Raw genomic sequence first — 19,768 nt, forward strand, 5'->3', positions numbered from 1 at the left:
TGTATGCCGGAACCTGTCTTTGCAGGTATAAACGGGATGTAACAGGAGATAAATCTGCCGTTCCGGGAGGCACATCGCACCTCCCGGCTTGTGGCTTACAGCGCGATACGAATCACATCGTCAGGCGCAGTGGCCTCTTTTTGACGGGTAGATTCCTGCTTCACGCTAACGTAGAGCGTTTTACCATCGGCGGAGAGCGCCAGGCTGTTCGGGAAAGTTGGCGTCTGAATGGTTTTCGTCACTTTGTAATTTTTGGCGTCGATAACCGTTACCGTACCCGCTTTACGCTGGGTCACGTAAACTTCGTTACGGGTTGGGTTGAACAGCACAGCCAGCCCTTCCTGGGTATCCACTTTCGCCAGTACTTTGCCGTCTTTCAGGTTCACCGCCAGGACTTCCGGCTGTTTTGCATCGGTAATGAATGCGCGCTGGCCGTCTTTATCCAGGCTGATGTTCATGTAGAAATGCTCTTTACCATCGTCCAGTAGCTTCTGGCGGCTCACGATTTTATTCGCCGCCGTATCGATGGTGATCAGTTCGCCATCGGCGTTGGTGACGTAAAGACGCTGTTTATCAGCATCTACCGCCAGGCCAGTCCCGAAGCTGCCGGTGCCTTCGATGGTGGTTTTCAACGCAATTTTGTCGCCGTCAACAACCCACACCGCACTGCCATCTTTACCAATACCGGTGATGTACACGGTGTTGGTCTTCTCATCAACCGCCAACTGGCGTGGCTGCAACGGCTTAACGGTTTCGCTGCGCTTACGGCTGTCCAGTAACAGACGGCCTTTTACTTCGCCAGTTTTGGCGTCAATCGCGGTAACCGCGCCGTTGGTGGTGTTGCCAAACCACAGGGTTTGCGTCTGCGCATTGATCGTGGCGCCAAACGGTTTGAGATCGTTATGGATAGCCTGAGTGACTTCCAGCGTTATCGGGTCAAGACGATAAACCACACCGCCTTTATCGGTTTTACGGCTCTGTGAGGTGGCCAGCCACAGCGCGTTTTCCTGCTGGCTGTAGGCCATTTCATATGCCCCTTTACCGACCGCTTTACGCAGCATTTCGTCTGCGGCATGTGCGCTAAAGCTCCCCGCCAGCAGTAAAGCACTTAACAGCAGAGAACGGCGCAGGCGCGGTGCGGACAATTGACGTAATGACATGACGACTCCCTTTGATGACTGATTTTTTACGCTTCACATGCTTCTGGCTTCGCGGCGTCGTTGCACCACGTTTTATAGATGCGAATAGTAATCATTAATTTATGTAAAGTGGAGCTTTTCTTTGTTCCGACAACGAAATAGTTGCCATTTCATTACCTGCAATTAACGATTTATGCTGCTAAAGTTTTCAATATATTTACAAAAGTATTACCCTATTCGAGTTGTTCCATTTGGTACATTTGCGAGTTTTCCATGAAAATCATTACTGTTCGCGCAGTGACGCTGCCTGCGTTGCTGCTACCGCTTATTTTTTCGCCATTATCCTGGGCTGATGACGAACAAACGCTAATTGTGACGGCGGCCCCGCAGACCGTGTCCGAACTCGATACGCCTGCCGCCGTGAGCGTGGTCGATGGCGAAGATATGCGCCATGCCACCCCGCGCATCAACCTGTCTGAATCGCTGGGCGCCGTACCTGGTTTGCAGATCCAAAACCGCCAAAACTATGCTCAGGATCTCCAGCTCTCTATTCGCGGTTTCGGCTCCCGTTCCACCTACGGCGTGCGCGGCATCCGTATGTACGTTGATGGCATCCCGGCCACCATGCCCGATGGTCAGGGGCAAACCTCGAATATTGATATCGGCAGCGTCGACAGTATTGAGGTGCTACGCGGCCCCTTCTCTGCCCTGTACGGTAACTCGTCCGGCGGCGTGGTCAATGTGAGCACCGAGAAAGGCAAGCAGCCAACCACAATTGAAGCCAGCAGCTACTACGGCAGTTTCGGCACCTGGCACTACGGCATGAAAGCCAGCGGTGCCGTGGGCGACGGCACGCAGTCGGGCGATGTCGACTACACCGTCTCCACAAATCGCTTTATTACTCACGGCTACCGAGACCACAGCGCAGCACGCAAGAACCTCGCCAATGCCAAACTGGGCGTACGCATCAACGACGCCAGCAAGCTGACTCTGCTGTTTAACAGCGTGGATATTAAAGCCAACGATCCGGGTGGTCTGAGCTACGGCGAAATGCATCAGAACCCGCAGCAATCACCACGTGGCGATCAGTACAATACGCGCAAGAGCGTGAAGCAGACGCAGGCGGGATTACGCTATGAGCGTCAGTTGAGCGAGCATGATGATCTTAGCGTCATGATGTATGCGGGTGAGCGCCAAACCACGCAGTATCAGTCTATTCCGCGCGCGCCACAGTTGAAGCCAACTCACGCCGGTGGCGTTATCGATCTCGACCGCCATTATCAGGGTATTGATACGCGCTGGACGCACCGTGGCGAACTGCTGGTACCGGTGACCTTTACCACCGGGCTGGATTACGAAACGATGAGCGAAAAACGCCACGGTTACGAAAACTTCGTGATGAACGGCAACACGCCGGAGTATGGCGAGAAAGGTAATCTGCGTCGTAACGAACGCAATTTGATGTGGAACCTCGATCCCTATATCCAAAGCCAGTGGCAGTTGACCGACAAACTGAGTCTGGATGCGGGTGTGCGCTACAGTTCAGTATGGTTTGATTCCAATGACCATTACGTGACTGCGAAAAATGGCGATGACAGTGGCGACACCAGCTATCACAAATGGCTACCTGCGGGCTCGTTAAAGTATGCGGTAAGCGATGCCTGGAACGTGTATCTCTCCGCCGGCCGGGGTTTTGAAACACCGACGATTAACGAACTTTCTTACCGCTCTGGCGATCAAAGTGGGCTCAATTTTGGTCTACAACCGTCGACAAACGAAACCGTGGAGATTGGCAGTAAAACGCGTATTGGCAATGGTCTCTTAACCGCGGCCCTGTTCCAGACAGATACCGATAACGAGATTGTTGTGGACAGCAGTAGCGGCGGACGTACCAGCTATAAAAACGCCGGGAAGACCCGTCGTCAGGGCGCGGAGCTATCTCTTGATCAACAGTTCGCTGAGAACTGGCGCGCCAAGGCGGCATGGACCTGGCTTGATGCCACCTACCGGACGAACGTCTGTGATGATGCCAGCTGTAACGGCAACCGCATTCCGGGTATTGCCCGCAATATGGGCTTTGCCTCGCTGGGCTATGAGCCTGAAAGCGGCTGGTACGCCGGGGCGGATATTCGTTATCTGAGCGATATTATGGCAAATGACGAAAACACCGCGCGCGCGCCATCATGGACAGTGGTCGGTCTCAATACCGGCTACAAGTTTGATGCGGGCAACTGGAGCCTGGATCTGTTTGGTCGCGTCGATAACCTGTTTGACCGCGAGTACGTCGGCTCAGTTATCGTTAATGAGTCTAACGGTCGTTATTACGAACCCGCTCCGGGCCGTAACTATGGCGTCGGATTGAATGTTGCTTGGCGTTTTGAATAAGTGATTTGATGTATCCGGGAGACTCCCGGATACATCTTTCTTGCCAGAGGACTAGTGTTGATACTGCTGCTGTAAAAAAGTCGCTGACTCATCAATAATCTGGCATATCGCCATTTGGCTGGCAGAAGGTTCTTTCTTTTCCAGCGCTGAAAGTAAAGGTTGGTAAACATTTATTTGCTGAAACGGTTCTATTGAGTTTGAATATAAATAATGAAAACTTGGCCCCGCACGAACCCATAATTGTTCAATAAGTGTCATAAGCGTCGGCATTTCAGCATATTCATAGATCCTAAAGCGAAATTGGTAATTAGCTTGCAGCATTTTAGTGATATCACCAGAAGCTTTAGCCTCGTGAAATAATAACGCGAGGTGATTTAATTCCCCTAACTTCTGCGAGGTTAAACGCCGTGAGGCCATCGCCGTCGCCATGCCCTCGAGATTCTTACGAATCTGGCTGATTTCACGATAGCTTGAATGCGTCAGCACCGGCACCATAAATGCCTGAGCTGGCGCGGCCTGTAGCGCCCCTGAAGAGACCAGTCGTAATAACGCTTCACGGACAGGGGTAATACTGATCCCCTGACTCACAGCCAATTCTCGCGTCACCAGCCGCTCACCTGGTTTCAAAGCACCGACAATGAGCGCATTCCTGATATTATTCTCTACTTGCTGCGTTAAACTGATACGTCGTGCTTTTGCAAAATCCAGCATTTTTATTATAACTCCAATTATTAGAGACCCAGAGCTCTATAATAATTAATAGCTGGCGTTTTGTTTTTTGCTCATAAAATACAACATATATTTCTATATTAGCTTCATAATAGCGCTACAGCGCAACGTTCAGGCGTACAACCAGGTAAATACAAGGTTCATCCCGTTCGTTAATAAAGCGGCAGTCATTCGGTGGCCCAAGCTCCAGGCAATCCCCCGCCTGCATACGATGCGCGACACTCCCTTCCATAAACAGCAGTTCACCGCCTTGCACCCAGATAAGCTGACGCGCCATCGCATATGCCGAGGCGGGCATGGGGATATCGCTGCCCGCAGGCAGTTCTATCTGCACTAAATCAATCGGCAACTCACCGCGTGGTGACACGTGGCGGCGCAGATAGTGGGTTTGTGGATCGTGCCATACCGGTTGGTCGGCAAAGCGCAGCAGTTTACCTTCCTGCATTTCCGCACGCGCTATCAGCGTTGACATGCTAATGCCGAACGCGCCGGATAACTTTGCCAACAGCGTTGCCGTCGGGCTACTTTCCCCACGTTCAATTTTGTGGATCATCGCCCGGGACACACTGGCACGGTCAGCCAAATCGCTCAGCGACCAGCCGCGTGATTCACGCTCAATGCGAATTCTTGCACCGATCCGCTGATTTAGGTTGTCTTCAATAGTATTCATGGCGTAATAATATAGTGAACAACATACAGGGTGCAACTATGTCTATTCGCTTTGCGACAAAAGAAGACTGCGCCGCGATTGCGGCAATCTATAACCATGCGGTAGTCAATACCGCGGCAATCTGGAACGACAAAACCGTCGATACCGACAACCGTATTGCGTGGTTTGAAGCGCGTCAGTTTGGTCACTTCCCGGTTCTGGTCAGTGAAGAAGATGATGTCATCACCGGCTACGCCTCTTATGGTGACTGGCGCGCCTTTGAGGGTTTTCGCCACACCGTTGAGCATTCGGTTTATATCCACCCGGAACATCAGAGTAAAGGGTTGGGCAATATTTTGCTGGGCGCGTTAATTGATGAAGCCCGACGTCGCGGTAAACATGTGATGGTGGCGGGTATCGAATCGCAAAACCACGCCTCTTTGCATCTGCACGAGAAGCACGGTTTTATCACCACCGGGCAAATGCCGCAGGTCGGCACGAAATTTGGTCGCTGGCTGGATCTTACTTTTATGCAGCTTCAGCTGGATAATCGTCACGATCCGGACGGTAAGGCATGAACCACTCCCTCACGCTGACGTTCCTGATAGCCGCCGGAATTGGCCTAGTTATCCAGAACACGCTGATGGTGCGTATTACCCAGTCGGCCTCCACTATTCTGGTGGCGATGCTGCTGAACTCACTGGTCGGTATCGTGCTGTTTGTCACTATTTTGTTGATTAAGCACGGTATGTCAGGCGTGAACGAGCTGGTGTCGACGATTAAATGGTGGACGCTCATTCCTGGTTTGCTGGGATCGTTTTTTGTGTTTGCCAGCATCAGCGGTTATCAGTACGTGGGAGCCGCCACAACGATTGCGGTGCTGGTGGCGAGTCAGTTAATTGGCGGGTTGGTGATGGACGTAGTACGAAGTCACGGCGTGCCGTGGCGCGCGCTGGTGGGTCCGGTATGCGGTGCGGTGATGTTGATTGTTGGTGCGTGGTTGGTGGCGAAACGACAGTTTTGAGGCAGCGCTACGCTTATCAGGCCTACACGTGCTACAAAAATGCGAAAATGTAGCCCGGCTGAGCAAATACGCCGCCGGGTACAAAACAGCCGACAAACTAAAGAATGGTGCCGCCCTGGCTGAGCAGTTCGCGACGCGCTTCTTCCAGCTCTTGCTGGTTTTTACCGTGATGTGCAATGGCAACCCGCAGACGCTGCTGTTGGGTAAAACGATCTTCGCGGCTTAACTCTGCGTCCTCGCTCAACACCAGCAGTAACTCATTCATATGGGTAATCACGTTTTCCGCAAGCGCGGCTTCGACGCGTTCAATAACCTCATCCAGATGCGACATCTTCACTCCTTAATTAATTTTCACTTTCGAGAAATCACTGCCCATCAGGCTGACGCTGTAACCGCTGATATTGCTACGGGTGGCATAGAAGGTTTTGCCATTCGCCAGCGCAATCCACGGGGCCTGCTGATAGAAAATTTCCTGAGCCTGGCCATAAAGCGCGGCGCGTTTAGCCGGTGCGCTTTCGACCAATGCTTTCTTCATCAGACCATCATACTCTTTATTGCACCAGCGCGCGGCGTTAGAGCCGGATTTTATGCTGCCACAGCCAAGCAGCGTATTGGCAAAGTTGTCAGGGTCGCCGTTATCTGACATCCAGCCATACAGGGCGCTGTCGTGTTCACCTTTGCGGATCCCCGACAGGTATTCACCCCATTCATAGCTGACGATCTTAGCCTTCACGCCCACTTTCGCCCAGTCGCTTTGAATCATCTCAGCAATTCGGCGCGAGTTCGGGTTGTATGGACGTTGCACCGGCATCGACCACAACGTCACGTCAACGCCCTTCTCCAGCCCCGCCTGCTTCAGCAGCGCTTTGGCTTTCTCTGGGTCGTAGCCGTAATCCTGCAGATCTTTTTTGTAGCCCAGCATATTTGGCGGGATCGGCGATTTCGCCACCGTCCCGGAGCCCATAAACACCGCGTTAACGATCGCTTGTTTGTCGGTCGCGTAATTCAGCGCCTGACGGACCAATACATTATCAAACGGTTTTTTCTCGGTATTAAACGCCAGATAACCAACGTTCAATGCTTCAACCGCGTGCAGCGCCAGGTCATGATTCTTTTTAATCACATCAAACTGGACCGGAGAAGGTGCCGGGATAATCTGGCATTCGTTGGTCTGCAGTTTTGCCAGTCGTGTTTCGACGTTTGGCGTGATGGAGAAGATCAGATGCTTGGTTGGCACCGCGCCATCCCAGTAGTTTGGGTTGGCGAGATAGCGAATTTGTGAATCCACTTTGTACTGCTGGAGTACATACGGGCCAGTACCGATTGGCCAATTATCGACGTTTTCCGGCGTGCCTTTTTTCAGCATGACATCAGCATATTCTGCGGAGAGAATTGACGCGAAGTCCATCCCCCAATCCGCGAGAAACGCGGCATTTGGCTCACTCAGCACGAACTGCACGTGATAATCATCGACCTTTTTAACCTCTTTAATCAGCTTATCCAGGCCCACGTCGCTAAAGTATTCATAGTTACCCTGCGATACGTTGTGATACGGGTGGTCTTTATCTTTCTGACGCAGCACGGAGAAAACAACGTCGTCGGCATTGAAATCACGGGTCGGTTTAAAGAATTTATTGCTGTTGAATTTCACGCCCTGACGCAGCGTAAAGGTGTAGGTCAGCCCGTCCGGCGAAATCGTCCACTCGGTAGCCAGTGAAGGTACCGGCGTGTTTTTCACCGGATCGAAGTTTATCAGGCGGTTATACAACACCTGAGAACTGGCCACAAAACTCGGGCCGGAGCTGGCAATCTGCGGGTTAAAAGATTCCGGTGAGGCTTCGGAACAGTAGATCAGCGTGTCGTTGTTTGCCGCTATAGCAGCACTTGCCGGTAACAGCGCGCTAAGTGCTAGCGCGAGGAGCGTTTTCCCTGTGGTCATGGTTATATGCCTTTCGATTTTATTATAAGGACGGTCGTACTAATAACAGCACAGCACTACAAAGCTGGCAAATAACCAATCGGCATAAATCATAAATTAATCCATTAACATCAATTAAATACCCCAACGCCCTGCGACGCTGGAGTATTTGTCAGAGCACTTCCTCCATCACCCACACGCTGACGCACCCGCCATTGCAGGTAAAGGTCGCGCTGCCTTCACTGTCGGTTTCGACGATCTCTTGCCGATTGTTGAGAAAATCTTTCCAGCGTTTATGGCCGTAATTCTCCCCAAGGGTCAGCGTTTTCTCCCCGTCATCGCCATTCGAGAGCATGACCACGCAGCCTGGCATTTCGTCAGTTCCGCTACGGCTAAAGGCAATGCAGTTCGGATGATCGAACCATAGCGTTTGTACCCCATGGGCGAAACGCTGACGGGCGTCGATCAATTCATGCAACTGCGCAATAACCGGCATGTCGATGGTATAGGTTTCGCCATCGCTGCCGGTATCTTCGTAATGTGCGCCAAACAGATCGGGATAGAAGACCGACGGCACGCCGTTTTCACGCAACAGGATCAACGCATAAGCCAGCGGCTTAAACCACGCTTCTACCGGGGCTTCCAGTGCCTGAAGCGGTTGCGTATCGTGGTTGGCAACCAGCGTCACCGCGTGGAACGGGTCAGCTTCCACCAGCGTACCGGTGAAAATCTGACTCATGTCGTAATCACGGCCCATCCGCGATGCTTCATGGAAATGCAGCTGCAAAGGGGCATCGAACAGCATCGATTTGCCATCAACCTGGTGAAGATATTGCTGCAATTTATCGACTTCATGTGACCAGTATTCTGCAACGATAAACAGCGGTTTAGGCGCGACTTCCTGTACGTGTTCAATCCACTCTTTATAGAACCACGCGGGAATATGTTTCACCGCATCGAGACGGAAACCGTCGCAATGAGTTTGCTCAAGCATCCAGCGCGCCCAGTATTTAATCTCTTCAGTCACCGAATGATTACGGAAGTCGATATTTTCACCCATCAGGTAATCAAAATTACCCATTTCGTTATCGACCTGATCGTTCCAGCCTTCGCCGGTGTAGTCATTTACGATTTTGAAAATGCCGTCTTCATCAGGATTTTCGATATGGTCGATACCGCTAAAGCATTTGTAATCCCAGACAAACTGCGAATATTTCCCCGCACGAGCCGGAAACGTGTAACGCGTCCACGCTTCGCACTCAATAATTTCCTCGTCAATTTGCGTGCGATCGTCTGCATTGACGCGCTGAACACGAATATGCTCTTTTTCATCCGCTCCCATCTTGTGGTTGACGACCACATCCATCAGCACCGCAATTTCGTGCTGCTTTAGGGCATCAATAGCTTCCAGCAACTGGGCTTTATCACCGTATTTGGTCGCGGTCGTCCCTTTTTGATCAAACTCGCCAAGGTCAAAAAGATCGTAGTTGTCATAACCGACGGAATAGCCGCCGGACGCGCCTTTAGTTGCAGGCGGCAGCCAGATCATATTGATACCAATCTCTTGCAGATTCGGTGCGAGCGCCGCCACTTCCGGCCACAGTTCACCGCCCGTCGGGTAATACCAGTGAAAGCATTGTAATAAGGTGTGGTTGCGCATACCTGTTCTCCGTGTAAAGCGACACAAGAACTATAAATGGGAAATACGCGGTCCGCGATGTTCTATGACCTTAAGTCGCTAGAATGTATGACCGGTGTTGTCACTATAGGAAAAAACCACAAGATTTAACTTAAGTAAAAACATTCAATGCCACGAGAATTACCCTATTTACCCCTTTCATCCGCCGTTTGTTGCATTTCGCTTTGCGTAAAGTAATGCCGTGAAGAAGTCTATGGGACAAGAACGTGGCAAAAATTCTTTTACGCAGCGGAAGTCTTGATGATTTCCAGGCCGTAGGCGGCGGCGGGCAAACCGTATTTCATCTGGCGTTGCAGGTGCGTGAAACCCTGCGTTTACGCAAACAACTCGCTCTGGCTGATTGTCTGGCGATCCCGCAGCTTAACGATGAGGGCGACCGGGTAGACTGGTATTCGCCTGTTCATGGCGAGGTGGTGAGCTGGAAAGCCGCCGACGAGACGCTACGCACTCGCGCACTACATTATTTAGAAGGGTTGCAGGAGAGCGCTCGCACGCTCAGCAAAAAGTGCCTGCAATCTGACAAAACCGCGCAGCAGCTGTTCGGTGCGCTGTTGGAAAAATCGCTCCAGTTTCCCGGTGAAAACCACCTTTTTCTGGTCGATGGCAAGCCCGTTATCAGCTTCTGGGGGTTCGTGAACCTAAACGAAGCCGCGCGTGAAGATACGCTGGATTGCTTGCGCTATGTTGAGCCGGAAGCCGTAGAGGAGCCGGTGATTGACGACGTTCCGGTCATTGAAGAGCCGGAAACTCCGGCTATCGTCTTCCAGCAAGCGGACGCACCGCTGCTGGCGTCAGATGAGCCGCTGATTAACGCGTATACGTTACCGGATGAAGAGCCAGCTGAAACGCCAGCGCCTGTTTTGCCGATCGTTTCCGCCCCGCCATCTCCGGCGCGTCGTATCCGTTGGATGTGGGGGATCCCGCTCGCGGCAGCCGTCGCTGCCGTCGCTATTGCGGTGCCATTAATGATCCCGACGTCACAGGCAGAATCAGAGCCGGTTGCCCAGACCGTTGCCGTGCCGGAAATACCCGACTCCGCCCCCCTCCCTGTGTTAACCGCTTCGCTACCGTTGCATCAGGCCAGTTTCAAGCCCGAGCCGGTGGTTAAAGAAGAAGAGAAACCGGTAGTGATTGCGGCTATCCCGAAAGACGCTATGGTGATGGATGCCACGCAAATGCGCACCGGCACCACCCGTTTTCTCAACGGCAACTGGCGTCTGCAGATGGATATCAGCGACGCGCATAGCGGTAAAGCGCCAAGTCTGCGCTATCAAATCCAGAATAATAAAGGCACTGCCCGCGTGGTGCGCGAAGGTAATATTATCTGCAAAGCAGCAATATTCTCAGGCTTACACCAAAACGGCGAACTGATGATTAAAAGCCGCGGCAATGCCCAGTGCAGCGACGGTACGCGCTATCCGCTACCGGAAGTCAGCTGTAAACCCGGAAACAGCAATGTGGCCGTTTGTACCGCACGGTTTGACGCCAAAACGGTTGTCCCGTTGACCTTTAAAAAGACGGGAGCGTAAACCATGCTGGTGACCCTATGTGATTACAAACAGAGCGTGACGCTGATTGCCAATAGCGGCGTTCAATTCCTCGACTTTGGCCTGAGCCCGCAAGAGTCGCTGCAGCACGGCCGTTTTGTGCGTAAAACCGCCAACGGCCCGCTATTGCGTCTGGACTATGATGTTGTCAACCAACGTCATACCTTGCCCGGCGAAGCAGGCCGTCCGCCTGAAGTGGTGAAACCCGAATCCACCTTGCCGCTGCATCAATCACTCACCCTGTTGGACGGCGTCTGGCTGCCGCTGCCTTTTTTACGTTTTAACCCGCCGCGCACCTTTGTTGAAGGGCCGGACAACTGGGCTCGGGTGCAAATTCGTAAACTCGCCACGCCAGATAGCACGGGTAATACGCACCGCGTCACGCTGGCGTTTGACAGCCAGGTTAGCGATGACGTCGCAACCGCGTTGTCGCCCGTGACTAACGATCTGCTGAACGGCACGCGTTTTGCCCTGGCCTGGCGCGATCATGAAGTGAATGATTTCCTGGATCAGACGTGGATTGACGGCTGGCTGCGCGAAGTGTTCCAGCAAAGTCTTGCCACCCATGAGACCCGCAGCGAACGTGATGTCAGCCAGGCGCTGAGAAGTTTTGAATATCAGGGCCACTGGCTCAATATTCTGGCGCTGCTGGGTGAACAGTTAACGGTGCCGGAGATTAAAATCGTCACCGCCACCCTCAGCACGCCGGCAATTCCAGTGGATCTGATTCTGGACGTTGGCAATACCCACACCTGCGGCGTCATCATTGAAGATCACGGCGATGCGAACGACGGCCTGCGGCAGACCGCTGAATTACAAGTACGCTCGCTGAGCGAGCCGCAATATCTCAACGAACCGCTGTTTACCAGCCGCGTAGAGTTTTCAGAATCACGCTTCGGCAAACAACATTTCTCCGTGGAAAGTGGACGCGAAGATGCGTTTATCTGGCCTTCCCTGGTGCGCGTCGGCGATGAAGCCCGCAAACTGGCGATGCAGCGTTTGGGTACCGAAGGTTACACTGGCATCTCCAGCCCACGCCGCTACCTGTGGGATGAAACGCCAACCGTGCAGGACTGGCGCTTTAGCCAGATGAACGGCAAAACCCAACGTGAACCACTGGCGACCGCCTTCCCGTTGATGAACCTGATGAATGACGAAGGCCAGCCGCTGTTCACCCTTCCTGCGGATGAGCGCATGCCGGTCTTCTCGCCGCAGTACAGCCGCAGCACCCTGATGACCCATATGCTGTGCGAGCTGCTGTCGCAGGCGTTGGGGCAAATCAACAGCGTGGCGACGCGTCTGCGTTTAGGTTTCCCGGCCTCACCGCGCCAGTTGCGGACGTTAATTTTGACCCTGCCATCGGCGATGCCAAAGCAGGAGCGTGAAATCTTCCGCCGTCGCATGTTCGAAGCCATCGCCCTGGTGTGGAAAGCGATGGGTTGGCATCCGCAGGATGACGATTTTGCAAATGTGCGCTTGCAGGAAAAGAGCGTCGTGCCTATCCCGAAAATTCACATGGAGTGGGATGAAGCCAGCTGTGGTCAATTAGTGTGGCTGTATAACGAAGCCATCTCTCACTTTGCCGGGCAGACCGAGGCGCTGTTTGCCTCGATGGCGCGTCCTGATCGCCTGCCGGAAGCGGGGGTTACGGCGGGACGAGCCTTGCGCATTGCCTCGCTGGATCTCGGCGGCGGCACCACGGACATGGCGATTGCCCAATATCAGCTTGACGATGGTATTGGCGGCAACGTCAAAATCACCCCGCAACTGCTGTTCCGTGAAGGCTTTAAAATCGCCGGTGATGATGTGTTGCTGGATATCATCCAACGCTGCGTGTTGCCTGCGCTGCAAACCCAACTGCAAAAATCCGGTGTTGCCGATGCACAAGCGCTGATGGCGACGCTGTTTGGCGACTCCGGGCGACTGGATACTCAGGCTGTATTGCGTCAACAAACCACGTTACAGCTGTTTATGCCCATCGGCCACGCCATCCTGGCGGCGTGGGAGCAAAGCGATGTCCAGGACCCGCTGGCCGGGCTACACGCCACGTTTGGCGAATTGCTCCCGCAAACGCCGACCCGTAATGTGATGAACTATGTCGGCCAGGCGATTGAGCATGCGCTGCCCGCAGCAAGCACACCGTTTGATCTGCTGGCAGTGCCAATTGAGGTCACCTTCAGTACCTTACAGCAAGCGATGCTCGCCGGTGAATTTACCCTGGCCGGGCCGCTACATGCCCTGTGCGAAGCCATTTCTCACTATGCCTGTGACGTACTGCTGGTCACCGGGCGACCGGGCTGCTTGCCTGGTGTGCAGGCGCTGATCCGCTATCTTCAGCCGGTACCGGTCAACCGTATGGTGTGGCTGGATAAATATCACGTTCATGAATGGTATCCGTTTAGCCAGCAAGGACGTATCGGTAACCCGAAATCAACCGCCGCCGTCGGTGCGATGCTGTGTAGTCTGGCGCTGGATCTGCGCCTGCCGCACTTCAACTTTAAAGCGGCCGATATTGGTGCATACTCGACCGTACGCTATCTCGGCGTGCTGGATAAAACGGTTAACACGTTGCGCGACGAGAATATCTGGTATCACGACCTCGACCTGGATAAGCCCGGAGCCAAACTTGATGCTCGCCTGCACTTCCCGCTGCGAGGCAACGTCACGCTGGGCTTCCGCCAACTGGCTAACACCCGCTGGCCAGCGACTCCGCTCTATACGCTAAGCATTAACTCGCCAGAGCTGGCGAAAGCCATCGCCGGTGATGGCGTGCTTCAGGTTCGCCTGAAACTTGAGGGCGGCAGCAAGCATGAAGCGCCGCAGGCGTTTGTTCTGAGCGAAGCCTGGCTTCAGGACGGTACGCCCGTCTCACCGGATGCCCTGACCTTAAAACTGAACACTCTGGCTGACCGCCGCCACAGCGGTAGCCACTACTGGATTGATAGCGGGAGCGTATTCCTCAAATGACCCCATTACAAAACGTTATCGATTGGCTCGCCGCCGCCCGACAAAGCAATCCGCTGCTGGACGATGATGCTGACGCCCTGCTGACGCGCTTGCTGGCGCTTGATGCCCAGCAAGCCTCTCAATTAGCAAGCAGCAAACTCCGACCCAGCATTGCGCTTTTCGGTCATTCACAAGCGTCAAAGGCGCATCTCCTGCGCACGCTGTGCGGCAACGGTGATGAACGTTTATCGGTGCAAGCAGGCAGCAAGACGCTTGATTATTTCAGCCATATCAATCCAGGACACTGTCTGACGCAGATGGCCGTGCGCTTTAGTCGAACGCCTGCCACCGCCGACGATGCATTCCCCCTGCGCCTGACGCTGCTCAGCGAAGCGGCTTTGGTGCAATTGTTTATCGCCCATGCGTGGCAGCGCGGCGACGTGCGTGCCCCCGACGCGACCGTTATTGCCCAGCGCCTGCGTGGTTGGCAGAGTCTACGCCAGCCGCAGCCTGTACCGGGCATTACGCCCAAAGAGATTGCTGCTATTGCGCGATTCTGGCGCGATACCCTACCCACGTCATACCAGCAAATTGACGATGGTTTGTGGTATCAGTTTGCGCAACTGCTGCCCTCTTTGGATCTCACCGCACGAGCGCGGGCATGGTCGTTATTATGGGGAGAACAGCAAGAGCTCACGCAGCAATGGCTGACGCTTGCGCATACGTTGCATCAGTTGGGGAATCGTCGGGAAGTTTTGGCGCCGCTTAGCCTGTTGGTTGATGCCTTCACGCTACCAATGGACACCTTTTTAATGCCGGGAGGAGAAAGCGATGACGCCGTATTGGTTCATCCGCTCTCCGACGATGGCTATCAAAATGCGGTGAGTATTCCAGTCGCGGGATTGGCGCTGTTGACGGTCGAACTGGTGCTCAGCACCGAACATGGCGTGCTGGATGACGTTGATATTATTGATATTCCCGTACCTCCCGCCAGCACCGACGCGCCACTGTGGGCCTGTAAATGCCGGTGGCTACTTGATCATTATCGTCAGCATCAGCAGCCTGATATTGTACTGGTGTGCAACGCAACCGCCCAACGCGCAGCGATTCCGTCAACCGCCAAAGCGCTACTGCGCTGGGTCAATGAAACGCAGCCTAGCCAGGAAAATAAACTGCCCGGACTGGTATGGGCCATTACCCCGCAAGACGATCGTTTTATTCATAAATGTCATTTTGATGAAACCGTTCAGCAACTGGTCGGTAAGCCGGGTCTGCACTGGGGCACCTTGCAGGCGTTGGATCACAGCAGCCTGCAGCGGTTGATTGAATGGTTATCGCAGGCCACACAACCGGCATTACGCCAACGCCGTTTCGCCGCGATGATCGCGGGTTATCAGCAACAATTGCGCACCCTATGCCAGCCATTGTTGACCCGCGCCGAGCGGGATACCGTGCAAATAGAAACCGCCATCCGTGAACTGCAAACCCATGCATCACGCCACGGTGAATTGCTGGAAAGTTTGCTGCCGGAATTGGCTGCGTTTGAGGCGTTGTGTCAGGTACAACAGCAGCGGGAAGAAAAAGTGAGCGGGTTGTTTAATGATTCGGTGGATCTGTTCGCCGTGCAGGAGGCACCGCAATACCACGCGCTTTCGCATCAGGATCCTGGTTCTCTGGCCTACACAATGTGGTGTAAGCATTTGCGCCAATGGAGCCGTCAACCGCATGCCCAGTTAACCTCCGCGACCCAGCAGCAACTGGTGCTCACGCTCATCACCGCGAGCCAAAGGCTGGCGCTGGCGCAGCAGTTGCGCCGCGTTAGCGCTGAACAACAGGCAGGTGCCGCTCAGCTTCGCGCAACTCTGGGGAATTTTATTAACTGGTTGGGCTATGCCGAACTGCCGATCGCGCAGCGTCCAGCTAGCCGTATCGCTAAAGGCAGCACCATTTTTGCGCAAACCTCGGCCACCAGCAGTGCCCGTCTGACCCAGCTTGGCGAACAGCCAGTGCATGCCGCTTCCCGCTACGTCTACGACTGGCTGGTGGCACTGTATACACGCAGTACTGAGCCGGGTGAAGAGATAAATGCGTGGCATTTAGACAAAGAGGTTCAGCACCAGCTTCAGGAGTTGCTCCGGTTTTAGTTCTGAGCCTGTCCCGGACTCGGCGTCGCCTCGTCCGGGCTACCTAGGGGTGTAGTCGGTACTCTGTCATAGTCGCGCCGTGCATAAAGTCGATACTGTGAGCATCTGCGACATACGCTTCGCGCCATCAGGCGGTCTACCAGACCTGTGCAGCTATTCCCGTGACCAGACGCACTTTATCCCACTGCTGCTGCTCGCTGAGGCTGTTTCCCTCTTCGGTAGAGGCGAAGCCGCACTGCGGGCTCAGGCAAATTTGATCTAAGGAGACAAAGTTGGCGGCTTCCGCCACGCGGGCTTTCACGCCTTCCGGGTTTTCCAGCTCGCCATTTTTGGTGGTGATTAATCCCAGCACCACTTTCTGTTCTCCCTTAGGGACAAAGCGTAGCGGCGCGAAATCACCCGAGCGATCGTTGTCATATTCGAGGAAGAATGCGTCAACCTTCACGCGGCCAAAGAGGATCTCCGCGACCGGCTCATATCCCCCTTCCGAAATCCACGTTGAGCGGAAATTACCGCGACAGACGTGCAGGCCAACAATCAGATCATCAGGCTTGCCTTCCAGCGCACGGTTCAGCACGTTGGCGTAGATAGCTGCCAGCTCATCCGGACAGTCACCCCGCTCACGTACCTGACGGCGTTGCTCATCAGAGCACAGATAGGCCCAGACGGTGTCATCGAGTTGCAGATAACGACAACCGGCATCGTAAAAAGCGCGGATCGCGTCACGCCAGGTGTCAGCCAGATCGTTGAAATAGTCCGCCAGATTCGGATATACCGTCGCATCAATGTCCTTACGACCGCCCCGGAAGTGCAATACACTCGGGCTTGGGATGGTCATTTTTGGCGTAGCATCGCCGCTGATGCTTTTCAGAAAGCGAAAATCTTCCAACATCGGATGTTCGCCAAAGCCCAGTTTACCGGTCACGCGAACGCCATGAGCGCGAGTCTGCACACCATTAAACTGGATGCCTTGCTCGGAATCGTAGCGTTCTACGCCCTGTAATCCATCGAAGAAATCAAAATGCCACCAGGCACGGCGAAACTCGCCGTCAGTCACCACATGCAGACCACAATCACACTGGTGCTGTACCACGCGGCGTATTTCAGCATCCTCTACGGAACGCAGTTGCTGCGCATTGATTTCACCGTCAGCAAACTGCAGGCGAGCCTGTTTAATCGCCTGTGGGCGTAAAAAACTGCCAACGATATCGGCGCGATATGGAGCGTGTTGATGTGACATGCGTTCTCCTTACTCCCTCAGACAAACTGGTTGCCTTGAGTGATAATTTATTATTTGAATTATTTAGCCATCTGGACGGCTACATGTCTGAATAGTGACATCCGTGACCCTCGCAGGCAAACGAGAAAAATTCATCACTCATGAAAAAAATTCATCATGGTGTGGAAAACGCAAAACCTTCATCTTGCCAGCCGGTGATCCCGCCGATCATTACCTTTACCGGACGACCAAGAATGGCCAGTTTAAGCGCAGCACGGTCAGCTCCGTTACAGTGCGGCCCTGCGCAATAGACGACAAAGACCGTATCTTCTGGCCATTCCTGCATCCGCTTAGCGGTGATATCGATATGTCGCAGGTGTATGGCGCCGGGAATATGGCGACGTGAATACATCTCAGGACTTCCCACCACATGCAGCAGCACAAAATCAGGGGCAGGTTGTTGCAATGATGCGTAAACGTCCGCGCAGTCGGTTTCACACGCCAGGCGCTGGCGAAAATGCGCAGCGGCTTCCACTGGGTGGGCGGCTGGAAATTCAGTTACGTAACTCATCGTTAATTCTCCGGTTATATGTTACCTGTATGGCAACGACCGAATGAGTATAAACAGGTAACCCTGGTGAGGACCGCCCGCAGTGATGACTGAAAACAGCCCTAATATGACAAAATGCTCCCCGCTGGTGGTGGTATTAGCCTATGACGGCTTATGTACTTTTGAATTCGGGGTCGCGGTGGAGATCTTCGGTCTGCCACGTCCGGAAATGGGCGATGACTGGTATCAATTTGCGGTGGCCGCCATCGACGAGGGTGAGCTACGGGCAACCGGCGGCGTGCGGATAATGGCAGATGGCGATCTCAGTCTGCTTGAGCGAGCCGATACCCTCATCGTTCCCGGCTGGCGTGGCGTTGAGAGTACGGTACCCGACGCGTTGTGTCAGGCGCTACGCCGGGCCAGCGCGCGAGGTTGCCGGGTATTATCTATCTGTTCTGGCGTGTTTGTTCTGGCGGCCGCGGGATTACTGGATGGAAAGCGGGCAACGACCCACTGGCGCTACACCGAGCAGCTGCAACAGCGCTATCCGGCGATAAACGTCGTCGAGGATGTGCTGTATATCGCCGATGACACGGTATTGACCTCCGCAGGCAGCGCAGCAGGTATTGATTTATGTCTGCATGTGGTGCGGCTGGATTATGGTCTGGACGCCGCAAACCGGGTTGCCCGTCGTCTGGTTATTCAGCCTCATCGTGACGGCGCACAGAAACAGAGTGTGGTAAAACCCGTCGCGCGCACACGGGAAAGTCAGCGTTTAGGGACACTTTTCGATTATCTGTATCAACATCTTGCCGAGACTCACTGCGTGCAATCGCTGGCCGAACGGGTTGGAATGAGTGAGCGGACTTTTTTGCGGCGCTTTCAGGATGCAACTGGCAAAACCCCTGCCCGCTGGCTACTCGATGAACGCCTGCGGCTTGCGCAACATCATCTGACCACCGGTCGTGACAGCATCGAAAAAGTGGCAGAACTCACCGGTTTCGGCCACGCAAAAAACCTACGCCTGCGCTTTCAGCAACATTTAGCAATCAGTCCGCTGGCTTACAGAAAAAAGTTTACTGCAACAAATAATTAATTTAACAGAATACGCCGTTAGCCTACGTTTAAATCAGTAGTCTGGAGAATGTTTGTCATCATCAGCGTGGAGGTCATTATGCCGGATAATATGCAGGTATTTGTGATTGCGACGGGACTCATTCTTTTTTCCGGTTTTCTGACAGCTTATCTGAGCGGAAAGTGGAATGATTAACGCTAAAAAAAACCGCCAGAAAACTGGCGGTATAAATGCTTGCATGGATAGATTTTCTTTCTACGGTAACCCTCTCTCCTTGATTGGGTCACTGTTACTTTGAATTACCCTAACACCGCAATATTCAACTAATGCTAAACGGCCAGAGCATTATTCAGTGCAAAATCTTTCCACGCTTTTTTACTCAAGCAGCTGGCTTGCCGCAAAGCCCACGCTCTACCGGAACGCGACTCCTGTAAATTCTGATGTTCAGGACGAGTAGACCAGGCAGATTCACGGCGTGACGTATGCTGGAACTTTTTCATTGTTACCTCCGGGTAAAGCGCTGACATTAAATCCATTAACTCAATAAGTTATAAACTCATCGTAGCAAAGCGAATGACCAGTTCCGTCAACAACTGCACGCATTTGTAAAGACGGGATAAGCTCGTGAAAATCCCTACGTTGAACTGCCCCCCTACCGAATCTGCCAGGTTGCGTTGTTGTAATCATTACGTAAAAATCAGCACAGTTATCTTCCCTCCAGGAAAGATAACAAGAATGCTCTAT

17 protein-coding genes are annotated in these 19,768 nt (G+C 53.5%); 8 read left to right on the forward strand and 9 right to left on the reverse strand.

What is annotated here, in order from left to right:
- Positions 1 to 95 precede the first annotated feature (95 nt).
- A complete protein-coding gene (gene yncE / locus U0026_RS11940; RefSeq protein ID WP_062773461.1) occupies positions 96 to 1,160 on the reverse strand; it encodes a 7-bladed beta-propeller protein YncE in 1,065 nt (354 codons plus the stop codon).
- Positions 1,161 to 1,412: 252 nt separating this feature from the next.
- Here yncE and pqqU point away from each other — a divergent pair, with 252 nt between their 5' ends.
- Positions 1,413 to 3,524, forward strand: a complete 2,112-nt coding sequence (gene pqqU, locus U0026_RS11945; RefSeq protein ID WP_062773458.1) for a TonB-dependent receptor PqqU — start codon at positions 1,413 to 1,415, stop codon at positions 3,522 to 3,524.
- Between the two features lie 51 nt (positions 3,525 to 3,575).
- Here pqqU and U0026_RS11950 read toward each other — a convergent pair whose 3' ends face one another.
- Together U0026_RS11950 and U0026_RS11955 are read right to left on the reverse strand one after the other, a co-directional pair.
- Positions 3,576 to 4,235, reverse strand: coding sequence for a GntR family transcriptional regulator (locus tag U0026_RS11950; protein WP_062773455.1), 660 nt, complete (start codon positions 4,233 to 4,235; stop codon positions 3,576 to 3,578).
- 115 nt (positions 4,236 to 4,350) lie between these two features.
- Complete coding sequence (locus U0026_RS11955) at positions 4,351 to 4,923, reverse strand: helix-turn-helix domain-containing protein (protein WP_062773452.1); 573 nt, start codon at positions 4,921 to 4,923, stop codon at positions 4,351 to 4,353.
- Positions 4,924 to 4,961: 38 nt separating this feature from the next.
- Between U0026_RS11955 and U0026_RS11960 the strand changes: the two genes are divergently transcribed.
- Both U0026_RS11960 and U0026_RS11965 read left to right on the forward strand, forming a co-directional pair.
- Positions 4,962 to 5,480, forward strand: coding sequence for a GNAT family N-acetyltransferase (locus U0026_RS11960; RefSeq protein WP_062773449.1), 519 nt, complete (start codon positions 4,962 to 4,964; stop codon positions 5,478 to 5,480).
- Entirely contained in the window at positions 5,477 to 5,926 is a 450-nt protein-coding gene (locus U0026_RS11965) for a DMT family transporter (protein ID WP_062773447.1), read from the forward strand. The genes U0026_RS11960 and U0026_RS11965 overlap by 4 nt, the downstream gene beginning before the upstream one ends.
- A gap of 97 nt (positions 5,927 to 6,023) precedes the next feature.
- On the opposite strand, the gene U0026_RS11970 is transcribed toward U0026_RS11965, so the two are convergent.
- From U0026_RS11970 to amyA, 3 genes are all read right to left on the reverse strand, one after another.
- The gene (locus U0026_RS11970; RefSeq protein ID WP_062773444.1) at positions 6,024 to 6,257 is read right to left on the reverse strand and encodes a DUF2526 family protein; all 234 of its coding nucleotides are present in this window, start codon (positions 6,255 to 6,257) and stop codon (positions 6,024 to 6,026) included.
- Positions 6,258 to 6,266: 9 nt separating this feature from the next.
- Positions 6,267 to 7,865 (reverse strand): ABC transporter substrate-binding protein, encoded by a 1,599-nt coding sequence (locus U0026_RS11975; RefSeq protein ID WP_062773441.1) that lies wholly within the window; start codon positions 7,863 to 7,865, stop codon positions 6,267 to 6,269.
- A 151-nt stretch (positions 7,866 to 8,016) separates the two neighbouring features.
- Positions 8,017 to 9,504, reverse strand: coding sequence for an alpha-amylase (gene amyA / locus U0026_RS11980; protein WP_062773438.1), 1,488 nt, complete (start codon positions 9,502 to 9,504; stop codon positions 8,017 to 8,019).
- 245 nt (positions 9,505 to 9,749) lie between these two features.
- Between amyA and U0026_RS11985 the strand changes: the two genes are divergently transcribed.
- The 3 genes from U0026_RS11985 to U0026_RS11995 are packed head-to-tail and all read left to right on the forward strand — an operon-like array spanning position 9,750 to position 16,180.
- The gene (locus U0026_RS11985; RefSeq protein WP_062773435.1) at positions 9,750 to 11,072 is read left to right on the forward strand and encodes an SrfA family protein; all 1,323 of its coding nucleotides are present in this window, start codon (positions 9,750 to 9,752) and stop codon (positions 11,070 to 11,072) included.
- A 3-nt stretch (positions 11,073 to 11,075) separates the two neighbouring features.
- On the forward strand, positions 11,076 to 14,057 hold the full coding sequence (locus U0026_RS11990) for a virulence factor SrfB (protein WP_062773432.1): 2,982 nt from the start codon (positions 11,076 to 11,078) through the stop codon (positions 14,055 to 14,057).
- Positions 14,054 to 16,180 (forward strand): virulence factor SrfC family protein, encoded by a 2,127-nt coding sequence (locus U0026_RS11995; RefSeq protein ID WP_062773429.1) that lies wholly within the window; start codon positions 14,054 to 14,056, stop codon positions 16,178 to 16,180. The genes U0026_RS11990 and U0026_RS11995 overlap by 4 nt, the downstream gene beginning before the upstream one ends.
- Before the next feature lie 136 nt (positions 16,181 to 16,316).
- On the opposite strand, the gene U0026_RS12000 is transcribed toward U0026_RS11995, so the two are convergent.
- A complete protein-coding gene (locus U0026_RS12000) occupies positions 16,317 to 17,420 on the reverse strand; it encodes a cobalamin-independent methionine synthase II family protein (protein ID WP_062773426.1) in 1,104 nt (367 codons plus the stop codon).
- A 154-nt stretch (positions 17,421 to 17,574) separates the two neighbouring features.
- Complete coding sequence (locus tag U0026_RS12005; protein ID WP_062773424.1) at positions 17,575 to 17,970, reverse strand: rhodanese-like domain-containing protein; 396 nt, start codon at positions 17,968 to 17,970, stop codon at positions 17,575 to 17,577.
- 85 nt (positions 17,971 to 18,055) lie between these two features.
- Here U0026_RS12005 and ftrA point away from each other — a divergent pair, with 85 nt between their 5' ends.
- Both ftrA and mgtS read left to right on the forward strand, forming a co-directional pair.
- Complete coding sequence (gene ftrA / locus U0026_RS12010) at positions 18,056 to 19,045, forward strand: transcriptional regulator FtrA (protein WP_062773421.1); 990 nt, start codon at positions 18,056 to 18,058, stop codon at positions 19,043 to 19,045.
- A 90-nt stretch (positions 19,046 to 19,135) separates the two neighbouring features.
- Positions 19,136 to 19,219, forward strand: a complete 84-nt coding sequence (mgtS, locus tag U0026_RS12015) for a protein MgtS (protein ID WP_370922555.1) — start codon at positions 19,136 to 19,138, stop codon at positions 19,217 to 19,219.
- 134 nt (positions 19,220 to 19,353) lie between these two features.
- Here the strand turns inward: mgtS and U0026_RS12020 are convergent, their stop codons facing one another.
- Entirely contained in the window at positions 19,354 to 19,524 is a 171-nt protein-coding gene (locus U0026_RS12020) for a hypothetical protein (protein ID WP_156484202.1), read from the reverse strand.
- Positions 19,525 to 19,768 lie beyond the last annotated feature (244 nt).

Source organism: Kluyvera intermedia, assembly GCF_034424175.1.
GTDB lineage: Bacteria > Pseudomonadota > Gammaproteobacteria > Enterobacterales > Enterobacteriaceae > Kluyvera > Kluyvera intermedia.